This is a genomic window from Saccharospirillum salsuginis (assembly GCF_014651855.1).
Taxonomy (GTDB): Bacteria; Pseudomonadota; Gammaproteobacteria; order Pseudomonadales; family Natronospirillaceae; genus Saccharospirillum; species Saccharospirillum salsuginis.
Map to the genome: position 1 here is coordinate 604,641 of NZ_BMXR01000001.1, position 14,830 is coordinate 619,470.

At 60.0% G+C, this 14,830-nt stretch carries 9 protein-coding genes; 4 read left to right on the plus strand and 5 right to left on the minus strand.

The window, feature by feature from the left end; translation table 11 throughout:
- Positions 1–273: 273 nt before the first annotated feature.
- Positions 274–921, minus strand: a complete 648-nt coding sequence (locus IE111_RS02570; RefSeq protein ID WP_189606911.1) for a class I SAM-dependent methyltransferase — start codon at positions 919–921, stop codon at positions 274–276.
- A 177-nt stretch (positions 922–1,098) separates the two neighbouring features.
- On the opposite strand from IE111_RS02570, the gene IE111_RS02575 reads away from it, so the two are divergent.
- Both IE111_RS02575 and IE111_RS02580 read left to right on the plus strand, forming a co-directional pair.
- Positions 1,099–3,747, plus strand: a complete 2,649-nt coding sequence (locus IE111_RS02575) for an ATP-binding protein (protein ID WP_189606912.1) — start codon at positions 1,099–1,101, stop codon at positions 3,745–3,747.
- Between the two features lie 107 nt (positions 3,748–3,854).
- Positions 3,855–5,015: a mechanosensitive ion channel protein MscS gene (locus tag IE111_RS02580; RefSeq protein ID WP_189606913.1), complete on the plus strand. Its 1,161-nt coding sequence runs from the start codon at positions 3,855–3,857 to the stop codon at positions 5,013–5,015.
- A gap of 520 nt (positions 5,016–5,535) precedes the next feature.
- Here IE111_RS02580 and IE111_RS02585 read toward each other — a convergent pair.
- Positions 5,536–6,759: an argininosuccinate synthase gene (locus tag IE111_RS02585; RefSeq protein WP_189606914.1), complete on the minus strand. Its 1,224-nt coding sequence runs from the start codon at positions 6,757–6,759 to the stop codon at positions 5,536–5,538.
- A 218-nt stretch (positions 6,760–6,977) separates the two neighbouring features.
- On the opposite strand from IE111_RS02585, the gene IE111_RS02590 reads away from it, so the two are divergent.
- A complete protein-coding gene (locus IE111_RS02590; protein WP_189606915.1) occupies positions 6,978–8,012 on the plus strand; it encodes an IS110 family RNA-guided transposase in 1,035 nt (344 codons plus the stop codon).
- A gap of 416 nt (positions 8,013–8,428) precedes the next feature.
- Here the strand turns inward: IE111_RS02590 and ntrC are convergent, their stop codons facing one another.
- Together ntrC and glnL are read right to left on the minus strand one after the other, a co-directional pair.
- Complete coding sequence (ntrC, locus tag IE111_RS02595; protein ID WP_189606916.1) at positions 8,429–9,856, minus strand: nitrogen regulation protein NR(I); 1,428 nt, start codon at positions 9,854–9,856, stop codon at positions 8,429–8,431.
- Complete coding sequence (gene glnL / locus IE111_RS02600) at positions 9,843–10,922, minus strand: nitrogen regulation protein NR(II) (protein ID WP_189606917.1); 1,080 nt, start codon at positions 10,920–10,922, stop codon at positions 9,843–9,845. Before glnL ends, ntrC begins: the two co-directional genes overlap by 14 nt.
- A gap of 382 nt (positions 10,923–11,304) precedes the next feature.
- On the opposite strand from glnL, the gene IE111_RS02605 reads away from it, so the two are divergent.
- Complete coding sequence (locus tag IE111_RS02605) at positions 11,305–14,448, plus strand: tetratricopeptide repeat-containing diguanylate cyclase (RefSeq protein WP_189606918.1); 3,144 nt, start codon at positions 11,305–11,307, stop codon at positions 14,446–14,448.
- Here the strand turns inward: IE111_RS02605 and IE111_RS02610 are convergent.
- The gene (locus tag IE111_RS02610; RefSeq protein ID WP_189606919.1) at positions 14,408–14,770 is read right to left on the minus strand and encodes an acetyl-CoA sensor PanZ family protein; all 363 of its coding nucleotides are present in this window, start codon (positions 14,768–14,770) and stop codon (positions 14,408–14,410) included. The two genes, IE111_RS02605 and IE111_RS02610, sit on opposite strands and share 41 nt — an antisense overlap.
- Positions 14,771–14,830 lie beyond the last annotated feature (60 nt).

Below are 14,830 nucleotides of genomic sequence, written 5' to 3' on the forward strand. Positions count from 1 at the left end.
GTTCACGCCGCACTGGACGTAGCCTTTGTCACGAACGGAGTCGACGGTTTCACCGGCCATGGACTGACCGGCGATCAGGCCGGAGGCCAATACAGTAGAGGCAAGCAAAGTAGATGTTTTCATTGAGGTCTCCCATTACTTTGTTTTTATTGTCGCAAGGCGGTCGGCACCGCCCGGAGGGGCTCTCCGACTCCCTGCTATCCTGCGGAAATCAGACTAGCACGCTTCTCGGGGTTCCGCGAACTTGTCGTCGTACTGTGTTTAAAGAGTCTGTTAATCGGCCGGTACGGGCTTACGCAACAGCGCCACGTCCCGGTCGGGAAACTCGAGCCGATCACTGCCCAGCCAACGGGCCAGCCACTGAAAAGTGTATTCGGAGTAAAAGGCGATGTGGGTGGGGTCGTGAATGTATCGCCACTGCCTAAAAGCCGTCGGGTTCAGTACCCGCTGGGTCTGAATCACCAGGTAACCGCCTGGTTTCAGGTGGCGAAACAAGCGCGGCAATACCGCATCCGGCCGGGCGAGGTGTTCGATCACCTCGGTCAGGGTGATGAAGTCGTAACGACGCTCCCAGACGCTTTCATCCGGGTGATAATACAGGTCGTACAAGGCGGTGGGATGACCGGCGTCTTCCAGCATCATGGCCAGAGCCGGGCCCGGACCACAGCCGAAATCGAGTCCGTTCGCGTCGGGCGCCACAGCCCGGACGACCGCGTCGAAGGTGCGAGACAGAAAACGGCGATAGCCCGTGTCCGTTACGTCGTTGTCATGCTTGTCGTATTCGGCTTTTTCGCGTTCGGGGCTCAGATGCTGGTCCTCGGGGACGAACACCAGTCGACAGGTCCGGCAACACCAGTAGTCACGACCGGACCTGTGGTGCCAATGATCGGCCTCGGATGCACCACACAGCGGGCAGTTCATGTCGGCCCACCGGACCCGAAAAGGACGGGAATACAGGCGCTTGCAGCGGCCCAGCCAGTGTCAATAATTTGTTGATTGTCCGTAAACATGGTATCTGTATGCCCTGCGGCTGGCCCTGAGTGCAAACAACCGGTGAGGGCACTTGAAACGTTTCCAACCCTGGTATCCGAATTGAGCATGAGAGCATTATCAAGCGTCTTCACTGGCCTGGCATCCATCCTGATGGTCTTTTGCCTGCTCCTCGCACCAGCCTGGGCCGAGACCCCTTCACCGGTATCCGAGCGATTCTGGCTCGACCTTCCCGACAGCTGGCAACCCGAACAACTGGACAGGACACAGATCACCGAGCGCTTGGCCGAAGAAGGCGTCGCCCTGAGCGGTGGCGTTTTCTGGCACCTGATGACCGTTTCGACGGATCGATTCAGCCAGTATGTCATCGATTTCCGCAATTCCTCCGTCATCGGTCAGTTCGAACACTGGGTGCTCGATGCCGACGGGAGGGTCATCGCACAACTGGAAGGTGGCATCCAGAACACCACGCCGAATCCCTACTTCCTGCGTCACGGGCGAACATTGACGCTGCCGGCGGGACAGTACCAGATCATCACACGGCTCGACAGCCCGTTCTTCCTGGCTCAACCGGAGCCGACCCTGTTCGAACCGACCCGCTACCAGCAATCGATCAAGGTCGGCAATGCCGTGACCATGGCGGGCATGGGGATCTTTTTCGCGCTGGGCTTCTATTACATCGTGCTCGGCACCAGCCGGGGGCGCATCGGCGATCTACTCTACGCCGTTTTCATCGCTGGCAACCTGCTGTACAACAGCGCCGCGCTGCTGGTGGCCAGCGATCTGTTCGGCATTCACCAGTTCTTTTTGATCAGCGTGCCCATCCTGTTCTCCAACACCGCGTACATTGCGTTTGTGATGGTGTTGCTGAACATCAACCGGCACACCTCCCGGATTCTGTTCTACACCGGCTGCGGCATCATATCGTTGTTCATGCTGTTCTGGATCATCGCTCTGGTGCAACCGCACTGGTCGCTTGAACTGGACCGTATCGGCGTCGGCGTCTTCGCCCTCTACGGGTTTACGGCGGGCGTGGTCAGGGTGATTCAGGGCAATCGAACAGCGCGTTTTTACCTCATCGCCAACATTGCTTTTGTCGTGCCGGCGCTGATCTCCATACGCGCATCGACCCTGCCCATCGCCGACACGCTGTTCATCGAGCATCTCGGCCTGTTCGCGGTCGCGGTCGAGGTGATCCTGCTGTCGCTGGTGATCAGCCACCAGGTGGGTATGGTCTACCGCGAAAAGGAAGCCGGCCTTTATGCCACTCAGGAAGCCTTGCTCGCGGCCAACCACGCGCTGGAAACCAAGGAGCGTTTTCTGGCCAATGTCAGCCATGAACTGCGCACGCCACTGAACGCGATACAGGGCTCGGTGGAACTGGTGACGCAACATCCGTTGCCGTCCAAGATCAGCCGCCACATCGAGGCGATACACGCTTCCTCGAACTTCCTGCTCTACCTGATCAACGACATTCTCGACCTGGCCAAGATGAACGCGGACCAGCTCACTCTGGTACAGGAATCCTTCGATCTGGACGAAGCCGTCGACGATCTGAGCAGCATTTACAAGAACTCTTTCCAGCGCGACCGGGTACGATTCCTGATCGACATCGCTCCGGATGTTCCCAACCGGCTGGTGGGCGACGAAAACCGTCTCAAGCAGGTATTGGCCAATCTGCTCAGTAATGCCTTCAAATTCACCGAGCAGGGTGACGTTCGATTGATCGTTCGCCGGCAGGACGAACATCACCTGTATTTCGAAGTCAGCGACACCGGCATCGGCATCGAAACCGACAAACTGCACACGGTATTTTCCGCCTTTACCCAGGCCGATGCCTCCATAGCCCGCAAATACGGCGGCACGGGTCTCGGGTTGCAAATCGCGTCCAAGCTGGTGCGTTTGATGGGCGGTCGACTGGAAGTCAGCAGTCGCTATGGTGAGGGCAGCCGTTTTCATTTCCAATTGCAGATGAACGGCGAGTGGCGCCTGCCGAACCTGCCTAATCGAGTGGCCGGTCTGGTCTGTGATAAAGAGGACTACGCCACCATTCTCAAACAGGACCTGGCGCGGCAGAATGTCGATGTCACCTTGATGCTGTCCAAGCATGAAGCTCTGGCGGAAGGACTGCCGAAAACACCGGAAGCCTGGCTGGTGATCGCCGATCAATACGATGAAACACTGGCTCGCGCCTTCCATTCGGGCCAGGCCGTGCACTGGCTGGTCAATCGGTTCAACCACTCCGAATACCGGCACGACCGAAATCTGGACATCGACCTGTTGCCCTACGCACGCACCCAGCTCCATCGACTGACTCACCCGTCCGATGTGCTCTCTGAACAGGAAGATCAGAACCTGTTGCTGTCGCAATTGCGCATCGCGGCGGTCGATGACAATACCGTCAATTTGAAGGTGCTGCTGGGCATGCTGAAGCGACTGGAGGTTCAGTGTTCGGGGTACGAGCATCCCCGGGAAGCCCTGCACCGGATACAGCAGGAAATGCCCGACATGGTGTTGATGGATGTTCAAATGCCCATCATCGACGGGTTGGAAGCGACCCGTGAATTACGACGCAACGGCTACCCGAATCCGATCATCGCGTTCACCGCCAATGCCTCGGACCATGACCTGGAGGACTGTCTGGAGGCCGGCATGGATGACGTTCTGGTCAAACCGATTCGGCTGGACGATCTGAAAACCATGCTGCTGAAATGGTCGGACAAAGTCGATTCCCGATCGGAACGAATCGTCTTGTAACACAAAATTCCGCGTGGTGCCGGGAACCCGCACCGGCGGCCGGTACTAGCTCCCTGTGGGCTCGGAATCTTGAGTAAATAAAAACCACAAAAAAGGAATGCTCGCCTATGACTCCAACACCCAAGTGGCCATTGCTCTGGCCGTTTCTCCTCACCCTCATTGTCCCGCTTATCGCCGCCTGGTTCGCCTACCCCGGCACTCATCAGCCTCCCGGCATGTGGGTGTTCCCGCCGGAACAAGTGGGTGGCACACCCGGCTTCAGCCTGCTCGCCTTCATTATCATCGGTACGCTCGCACTGATCGTCACGGCGCTGATCCTGTTCCCGAAACTCTTCGGCTTCCAGGGCGCCACACCGGCCGCGCCGACGCCAACCAAACCACTGCCCTGGTGGACCTGGGTCGGCGCGGTGTTCATGCTCGTGTTCTGGTGGATCATGTGGGCACGCCCCACCTTTGTCGGCGGTCTGGTCTATTTCGCCTTCAGCCCGATGTGGTGGGGCTTTATCGTCATGCTCGACGGCATCGTCTATCACCGCAACAACGGCAAGTCCTACATCGCCACCAAACCGGCGATGTTCGTGTTCTGCCTGCTCATTTCCGTCGGCGGCTGGCTCTATTTCGAATACTACGACTACTTCGTCCTGGCCAACTGGTACTACCCGAACGGCCATATGAGCGAGCTACCCCACAGCCTGATCGTCATCCTGTTCCTGATCGCCTACACCACCGTCTGGCCCGCCATTTTCGAATGGTTCAGCCTGCTCAATTCCTTTCCCAAACTGGTCGCCCGTTATCAGAATGGCTGGAAACTTCCCCTGCCGGCCAACCTGCTGATTTGGGGAGGCCTGGCCATCACAGTCGTCATGGTGTTCTGGCCACGCCCCTTCTTCTGGGCGATCTGGATCGGCCCCATGGCGGTCCTCACCGGCACCCTGCTCCGCCTCAACGTCTGGAACCCGTTTACCAGCCTGACCCAGGGCAACTGGGCACCAGGCATCCTGATCGCGGTGTCGTCGCTGTTTAACGGTTTCTTGTGGGAAATGTGGAACCACGGCAGTGAAAACCCGAGCATCGGTTACCCGACCAACCCGAACTACTGGATATACGACATTCCCTACGTCAACGTCATCCACATCTACTCGGAAATGCCGCTGCTGGGCTACTACGGCTACCTACCCTTCGGCGCCCTGGTCTGGGTCTTCTTCATCTGGATCGGCCGACTGTGCAATCGGGACACCGATATTTACCTGAATGGCAATCCCAACTGACCCAAATACTGAGCACCTGGCGGTGCTCTTTTTGGGACTGTGGTTTGTTAGGGCATGCTGCCAAGGCAAGGAGGCCGGGTATTCCCCTCAGGGGTCGCCGTAAATACGTCCATGTAGGCTTGACCGCAGCGTCCTGCTGCGGACATCCCCTGAGGGGAACACCCGGCCTCCTCGCCACCTCCTGACGTGCCACTTCCGAAGTCCATAAATACAAAAAAGCCAGCATTGCTGGCTTTTTTGTATGTCTGGAATACGGATGGGAATGGAGGCACCGACGCGAGTGGTCGGTGCCTGGGGTGCTCGTGGAGGGGTGTCCACAGCATGGACTAAAACGCCGGGAGCGTTTTAGCATGAGCGAAGCGAGCCCGAAGGGTGAATCCCATGGATGGGATTCATATCCTGTGGCCTAGCCTACATGGACGTATCCACGGCGACCCCGGAAGGAGCGCGCCCGGCATCAACCACGAACGACTGGCACCTATGCCAATTCAACCACTCCCAGAGAAACCACAGAGTCGGCTTATTTGAGCGGACTACGCCCTTTACTGGCGGCAATTCTCATACGCAGGGCGTTGAGCTTGATGAAGCCCTCGGCGTCTTTCTGATCGTAGGCACCCGCATCGTCCTCGAACGTCGCGATGCTTTCATCGAACAGGGAATCGTCCGACTGACGACCGGCGACGATAACATTGCCCTTGTAGAGTTTCAGGCGAACCTTACCGTTCACCGTCTCCTGGGACGCATCGATCATCTCCTGCAGCATCCGGCGCTCCGGGCTCCACCAGTAACCGTTGTAAATGACTTCCGCGTATTTCGGCATCAGCTCATCTTTCAGGTGGGCCACCTCGCGGTCCAGCGTGATCGACTCGATCGCACGGTGCGCCTTCAGCATGATGGTGCCCCCCGGCGTCTCATAGCAGCCGCGCGACTTCATGCCTACGTAGCGGTTCTCGACGATGTCCAGACGGCCGATACCGTTGTCGCCGCCTACCTTGTTCAGGTAGGTCAGCACCTCGGCCGGGGTCATCGGCTTGCCGTCGATGGCGACGATGTCGCCTTTCTCGTAGGTCAATTCCAGGTAAGTCGGCTGATCCGGCGCCGTTTCCGGGCTGACCGACCAGCGCCACATTTCTTCCTCGGCCTCGGCCCAGGGATCTTCCAGGATGCCGCCCTCGTAGGAAATGTGCAGCAGGTTGGCGTCCATCGAGTAGGGAGACTTCTTGCCTTTCTTGTTGAAGTCGACCGGGATGTTGTGGTCTTCGCAATAGGCCATCAACTTCTCGCGGGAGTTCAGATCCCACTCCCGCCACGGGGCGATGACCTTCACCCCCGGTTTCAGTGCGTAGGCGCCCAGTTCGAAGCGAACCTGATCGTTGCCCTTGCCGGTCGCGCCGTGGGAGATGGCATCGGCGCCGGTCTCGTTGGCGATTTCAACCAGACGCTTGGCGATCAGCGGCCGGGCGATGGAGGTGCCGAGCAGGTATTCGCCTTCGTAGATGGTGTTGGCGCGGAACATCGGGAACACATAGTCGCGCACGAACTCTTCGCGCAGATCCTCAATGTAGATTTCCTTGATCCCCAGGGCTTGCGCCTTGGCGCGCGCCGGCTCGACTTCCTCACCCTGACCGAGATCGGCCGTGAAGGTGACGACTTCGCAGTTATAGGTTTCAGAGATCCACTTGGCGATGACCGAGGTATCCAAACCTCCGGAATAGGCCAGCACCACTTTCTTGATATCAGACATTGCGACTCCCAATGGTCCAGGGGCGGGTTTGGCCGGCTATTTTATGGCCTAGCCCGGTAGGGATCCAGTGAATTGGGGGAAAGAGATTGTTTCAGAGGGAAGTTGGGCCAGAATCGGTAGTAGGTCGATGAGATGGTCTCCTCCCCTCTTAATCGGCGTCGCGATGCGCCAAGATAGGGAAGGAGTAAATTCCTATCTGAGATGAGTGGGAGGAGACCATGGCAAAGGTTACAACTATTGGCATTGACCTCGCAAAGAATGAGTTTGCGCTGTACGCGCTGGGTCCGAAGGGCCAGTGTGGCTGGAAGCGCAAGGTGCGCCGCAAGCAGTTGCTGAACCAGCTTTCGAAACTGACCCCTTGCACCGTCGCCATGGAGGCCTGCGGCGGATCCCACTACTGGGCCCGTCAGATACAGGCGCGGGGACATGAGGTGGTGCTGCTGCCGCCCCAGCACGTCAAGGGTTACCTTCGGGGCCAGAAAAACGACTACAACGACGCCATGGCGATTGCCGAGGCCTGCGAACACCGTCGAATCCGTCCGGTGCCGATCAAAAGCGTCGAGCAGCAGGACGTGCAGATGTTGCACAAACTGCGTCGAAGCGTGAGCAACGAACGAACCCGGATGAGCAACCGCTTGCGAGGGTTGCTGGCCGAGTATGGTGTCATCATTCCCAAGGGGATAACGGCGCTGCGCCAGGAGTTGCCCCTGGCGCTGGAAGATGCCGAGAATGGGCTGAGTGCCCGGGCTCGGGAGTTGCTGCATCGTCAGTACCAGCGCTTTCTGGACGCAGAAGAGGAGCTGGCTTGGTACGACCGGGAAGTGGAACGACTGGCTAAGGAGGACGAGGTCTGCCAGCGTCTGGACGAGCTGCCGGGGGTCGGCCCAATGGTGGCCAGCGTGCTCAAAAGCTGGATGGGCGATGGTCATCAGTTCCACCGGGGTCGGGATGCAGCCGCCGCTCTAGGGCTGGTGCCGAAGCAGAACAGTACCGGGGGCAAGGAGCTCCTGCTGGGGATCAGCAAGCGGGGCGACCCCTACGTCCGGGCTCAACTCGTTCACGGGGCACGAGCGGTGGTGTCGCGGGTTGACCGGAAAAGCGATCCGCTCAGCCGTTGGGTTCAGAGGGTTAAAGCGCAGCGGGGGTTCAACAAGGCCACGGTGGCGTTGGCAAACAAGTTGGTCCGCATGGCTTGGGTGATCATCGCCCGAGGCGAGCGGTACCGGCCGATTGAGGAGCGACTGGCTGGATAAGTTGATCAGGGAGCGAGTCGAACAAGCGAGCGACATAAAGTAGACGATTAACGGAGGATAGCCTTCCCGCGGGTTGCGAGGGTCACAGCGATCGATGGCACAACAGGTCAGACCGGCCTGCCGAAAACCTGACTAATCCGAGGGCCCTGGAGGCCGTTAGGTCGATGAGGACGGCAGGCGCGGATCTTCCATCAAGGCCAGAGGCGACAAAGCCGCCTCGTGAAACAGGCCGGATATACGGACGTAAACCTGTCCCTGACATCGAGCACTGAGGCCTTGCAAACGGGGAGGAGACCATATACGGATTAGCCAAAGGCGTAATCCGACGCTGGGTTCCAGGCGAGGATGTCGTCACGATTGGATTGTTGGATTACGCTTCGCTAATCCAACCTACTCATTTGCGGCAGACAGCTGCGTCAATCCTCCTCTTCGGCCACCGACTCAGTCTCCATTCCCAACTCCTTGATCTTCCGGGTCAAGGTGTTGCGCCCCCAGCCGAGCAATTCGGCGGCGTCGCGCCGGCGGCCGGCGGTGTGCTTCAGCGCGGTTTCGATCATGATCCGCTCAAAGCTCGGCACGGCGCTGTCGAGCAAGCGCCGCTCGCCCCGGGCCAGTTCACGATCCGCCCAGTTGCGCAGGGCCTGCTCCCAGTTTTCGCTCGCCACCGGCGCCTGGGCCTCGTCGAGCAGTTCCGGCGGCAGGTCCGACACCAGGACCTCGCGGCCGGAGGCCATGACGGTGATCCAGCGGCAGGTGTTCTCCAGTTGACGAACGTTGCCGGGCCAGTCCAGTCGGCTCAGGTAGGCTTCGGTATCGGGCTTCAGTACCTTGGGCTCGACATCCAGCTCGTCGGCGGCTTTGTGCAGGAAGAAATGCAGCAGACGCGGGATGTCCTCGCGACGGTCGGCCAGGCGCGGCAGGTGAATGCGAATCACGTTCAAGCGGTGGAACAGGTCCTCCCGGAAACGCCCCTCTTTCACCAGGTCTTCGAGGTTCTGGTGGGTCGCGGCGATGATGCGCACGTCCACCTTGACCGAGGTATGACCGCCGACACGGTAGAATTCGCCGTCGGCGAGCACGCGCAACAGCCGGGTCTGGGTTTCCGCCGGCATGTCGCCGATCTCGTCCAGAAACAGGGTGCCGCCATCGGCCTGTTCGAACCGGCCCCGGCGCTGACCCTGGGCGCCGGTGAAGGCCCCCTTCTCGTGACCGAAGAGTTCGGACTCCATCAGGTCGCGCGGAATGGCCGCCATGTTCAGGGCGATGAAGGGGTGTTCGCGGCGCGGGCTGTGACGGTGCAGCGCATGCGCGACCAGCTCCTTGCCAGTGCCGGACTCGCCGTTGATCAGTACCGTGATGTTGGATTGCGATAACCGGCCGATCGCCCGAAACACTTCCTGCATCGCCGGCGCTTCGCCGATGATCTCGGTATTCTTGGGGGCTTCGGCCGGTTCGGCCGAGGCCTGTTTCTGGCGGGTGTGTTCGATGGCGCGCAGTACCAGCGAGACCGCCTCGTCCACGTCAAACGGTTTGGGCAGGTATTCGAAAGCGCCGCCCTGGAAAGACGCCACCGCGCTGTCCAGGTCCGAATGCGCGGTCATGATGATCACCGGCAGGTTGGGGTGCCGGTCATGGATGCGGCTGAGCAGTTCCAGCCCGTCCATACCTTCCATGCGCACGTCGCTGACGATGGCGTCGGGCGGTTCCTGGTCCAGCTTGCGCAGCAGGGACTCGCCGGTTTCGAAGCTGCGACATTCCATGCCCTGTTTGTCGAAGGCGCGTTCCAGCACCCATCGAATCGAGCGATCATCATCGACAATCCATACACGGTTAGCCCGAGTCATGAGCACCCTCCAAAGGTAAATAAACGCTGAATACGGTTTCGCCGGGGCGGCTGTCACACTCGATGACACCCCGGTGGTAATGCACGATCTGCTGGGCGATGGACAGACCCAGTCCGGTACCGGACGGTCGACCGGAGATCATGGGGTAAAAGATTTTTTCCATCATTTCCCGGGGAATGCCCGGGCCGTTGTCGATCACTTCCAGTTTGACCACCAGTCGATAACGATGCTGGCGGATGGTGAACTGGCGCACCGTACGCGTGCGCAGCGTGATGGTCGGGTGTTCAACCGGGTTCTCCATCAGCGCCTGCAACGCATTGCGGGCGACGTTGAGCACCGCCTGGATGAGCTGAGCCTCGTCTCCGTTCAAGTCCGGAATACTCGGGTCGTAATCCCGCAGCACCTGGATCTGGTCGCCGGCTTCTACCTTGAGCAGCGAAAACACCCGTTCGGTGATCTGGTGAATACTGACCGAGGTCATCTTGGGGACTTGGTGACTGCCCAGCATCCGATCGACCAGGTTGCGCAATCGGTCGGCCTCTTCGATGATGACCTGGGTGTATTCGCGCAACGCGTCGTCCGGCAATTCGGACGCCAGCAACTGGGCCGCGCCGCGAATACCGCCTAGCGGGTTCTTGATTTCGTGGGCCACGCCGCGCACCAGATGTCGGGTGGTTTCGGTTTGCTCGATCAGCCCTTCGTCCCGGCTGATGCGCATGGCCCGGTCCGCCGGCAGCATTTCGACGATCAGGTGCAGGTCGCCCGCTTTCACATAGGGCGTGACCATGAAATCCAGCGTCAGCAGTTCCCGGTGCACCAGCTGCCATTGCGCGGAACGCACCGACAGTGTGGTGCCGTCGTCGATCGCCGCCGTCAACACCTCCCGGATCTCGGTCGGATTGACGAACAGGCTGTAAAACGCTTGACCGACGATCTGCTTGCCCGAGCGGATCAACAGCAACTCGGCCGACGGGTTGACGTGTTCGACGATCAGTTTGCTGTCCAGCTGGATCACCGCGGTGAACTGATGGTCGACCAACTGGCGGTAAAAATCGGTGTCTGTCACAAATAGTGTCCTGTGATCCCGGGAGAGATGAAAATCGATGCATGAGCCTCCCGCAGAGCCGGCGCCGTTCGCCGGGGTACTGCAGGGTGGTACGCAAGAAGCAGGCCATGGATGACGCGGCCTTCATGCACGATTTCAGGGCTCTCAATCGTTGATTTGCACTATTTTGGACCATATGACAGGAATAGCGAACCATATTGGTGCATGGCTTTTTGAATTGCCTGTCAGGAGGCGAGATGAATTGTCCGGTTGAAATGTGCGCTGGGTTCCAGCCCGGATCACCCGATCTGCTTAAAGCGCTTAATTGGTTTATACTGCAAGCGCATGCCCACTGATCGGAAACCCTTCATTCCAAGGCCGGAACACCAGGATGTGACGTGTTATGAATCGCAGTTTCCCGCTGAGGCTGCTGCAAAACGCCTGGCAACAGACGTTGAGCGACAGCGGTCAAATATTGCTCTTCGCCGATTCCGGCGGGCAGCGCTTCGGCACCCTGGTCAAGGAATTCGCGGGGACGATCGAGGCACATCCCTATTATTTCCAACTCGGTCCGGATGCGGCCCTGCTCGGCTATTACCCGCTGATCGACGTCCTGCGCGACCTCTACGACCGGTGTGGCGTGGACGACTGCGATCGCTGGCTCGACGAAGTCGACGTTTACCCGCCTAATCGCGCCATTTGGCGACAAATACTGGACGATCGCTACGTGCGACGTCCCGCACTGCGGCTGAAGGACCAGGTGGTCCAGCATTCGATCAGTCTGGAACAGGACCTGCTGGACCTGATCGCCGATCTAACCCGGCAACGGCCGGTAATGGTCGCCATCGCCAACTACCACTTCGCCAGCCCATCGCTGCAGTTGCTGCTTGAACGCACCCGTCAGACGTTGCCCAAACAGTTTCTGATACTGGCCGCCAGCGACCCGGAACGACTGAACCAGCACGACGAAGACGGCTTGCCGCACTATCGCTGGGTCGGCGACGACCAGTACGACCCACCCTGGTTGATCGACCTGGCGCCGGACCTGGACCGTCACCCCGTGAACTGGCCGGGCCAGCGGTCGATCGACACCTACAGCATTCCCAACCTCATCCAGCAGGCGCTGGAAAACCACGTCCTGCTGTGTCGCAGCGAGACTCTGGACCTGTGCGACCAGGTCGGCCTGATGCTCGATGAGCGCCAGATTCTGCTGGTCGATGAACATCGTGACGAATTGATGTTGCTGGAGGCCGAAGCCCAGTTTTACGCCGACCGATACAACGCGGCGATTTCGGTACTCAACGAGTTGCTGGAGGTCGCCCGTCAGCGCCAGGATCATGAACGACAGTTCGATGCCTACCTGCGTCTGTCCTGGTGCGCGCTCTACAAACATCGCCTGGACGATGCCCAGCAGATGGCGACCCATGCGCGCACAGCCCTGGAATACATTCCGGACAAGGGTGCGGACTGGTTGCTGCGCGAACGGGAATGGTTGCTGTTGCAGGCTCTGGTCTACGCTCAGCAACACCGGCGCCTGCCGGAAGTCTACCAGCACCGGCTGGAAGCCCTGCTGCCTCTGGAGGACAACGACGATACCGTCTACGCCTTCCGGTTCGCCCAGGTGAGCTGGGAGGATCGCCTGAATGCGACCGAAAAACGGTATCTGAGAAAGGCCTTGCTGTCGGGTATGCGTCAGGCCCGACGCCAGGGCAATCGGGTCGCGGCGGTCAAGTTGCTGCAGAGCATGGCGGTATTGCAGACCAACAATCAGCGCAACCAGCGCGCTTTGACCTGCCTGAATCTGGCACTCAGGCTGAGCGGCCCCCTGCGTTCGGCCGAGCATGAAGTGCCGGTGCTCAACGCCATCGGCTATGTTCGATTGCAGATGGGGGATCTGACCGAGGCCCGCGATACCTTTCATCAGGCCCTGCAGAGCCTGCAACTGACGGCCAATTACAACGAGGTCGCTGCCACACTGAATAACCTGGCCTGGACCTATTTCGTCGGCGGCAACCTGCCGGAATGCCAGCGTCTGTTGAACACCGCCATCCGGCTGTGTCGCATCCGGGGGTTCCACGTTCTGCCCTACCACACGCTGGACGACCTGCTGCTGCACCAGGCCCTGTGTCGCTTCTACCTCGGCCACAGCGTGCTCGCCCAACACACTCTGCTGGAGATGACCCATCGCAGGCCCGATTTAAGCAACAAGGGGCGTTTGCTGTACGCCTGCCTGAAGCTGCACTTCGCACGCTCGGAAGCGGACTATGACGCGGTCGATGAACTGGTGGCGGAGCTCGACGAACTGCTGGTCAACAACGCCGACCTGCCCGGGCCGCCGACCAGCATCGCCCTATACGCGGCCGGTCCGGATCGCCTGTCGATCAAACCGCCGACGGTGGGGATCGACTGGATGGCCTACCCCGGACGGGACACCGTTATGCTTGCGGCCCAACCGGTGGATGTCATGTCTCTGTTGCGCACGGCCGAGCAGGAAGGTGAACTGGAGACCCTGCAACAGCGGGTGCGCGATACGCGGCTGCTGTCGCACCTGAGCGCCCAGGCCAATGCCGCCACCGATGTGCGCGAGCTGATCGAAACCATCTGCCGCCAACTCGCCGCCCACCTGGATTGCGATTATGTCGCTCTCGAACTGACCGAGCAGCCCTACATTCGCCCCCTGTTCGTGCATCAGGGGCTGCCGCAGCGTACCGCGGAACAACTGCACCAGAAACTGGCGCTGCAAAAACTCACGCGGGGCCGTCTGCTGTGCAATGTCCGCAATCTGGAACTGGATGAACTCGAACAGGGGTATGTCTACGTCAACAGCATCGCCCTGCCGCACCACGATTTCGGCGATCTGGTGTTGATGACGCGCAGCAACCGGGGCTTCGACGAGTCGGTGCTGCGCACCAGCGTCATGCTGGCCGCCCAACTGGCGGCGGCGATTCAGCGACTGATGCACGAAGGGGAACTGCAGCACCTGTCCTCGACCGACATGCTCACCGGGCTGATCAATCGCCAAGCGCTCTACCCGCGCCTCGAAGAGGAACTGGCGCGCGTACGGCGGCACGGGAACTACCGGTTCTGTCTGGCGTTTCTGGATCTGGACAACTTCAAATACCTGAACGACAACTTCGGCCACAACCTGGGGGATCGGGTCCTGCGGGGCTTCGCCAAACTGCTCGACCAACACACCCGGACCGAGGATGTAATCGCCCGACTCGGTGGCGACGAGTTCGTCATTCTGTTCCCGGGGCAATCCGGAGACCAGGCCGAACAAGTGGCCAAGCGGCTGCTGGAACGTTTCGACACAGTCGAACACTGCCACCGGTCACTGCGTGAATTCACCGGACAGGTGCTGGATCTGGATCCGGAGTATTGCCTGGGGGTGTCCATCGGCATTGTCGAGTCCTCGCCGGAGCGTGCGCCCGCGAGCGTCGACCAGTTACTGAACCTGGCCGATCAGTCGATGTACGCCGCCAAATCCAGCGGGAAAAACCGGGCCATCATCCGTCCCGCGGGGGACACGGAAAACGACGGCGAATAAACGACCGGCTCGCCTCGGCTATTTCCGGATGGACCGTCCAGTCACCCTGCTCCAGCAACAGGGTCATCATGCGGGTGGCCACGCCCCGCCCCCGGGTCACACGCCGTACGGCCAGCCCCTCGATGCACCGGTCGCGGGTCAGAATCGCCCCGACGATGTGGTCGTTGAACCAGCCCGCCCACAGCCGCATGGCGGCGTCGCCGGCACACCAATCCCTCCAGGCATCGCGCCAGACCGGGTCGTCCTGCTCATCGGCCAGCTTGTTCAGTTCGACTGTTTCGGCGTCGTCGGGTTGGGTCAGGGGTTTGAGAAAAACCGGCATGTAAGTGTCTCGAACGGGTCCGTGGGTGGTTTGGGGCGGAGCATACCGATATAATGCGCC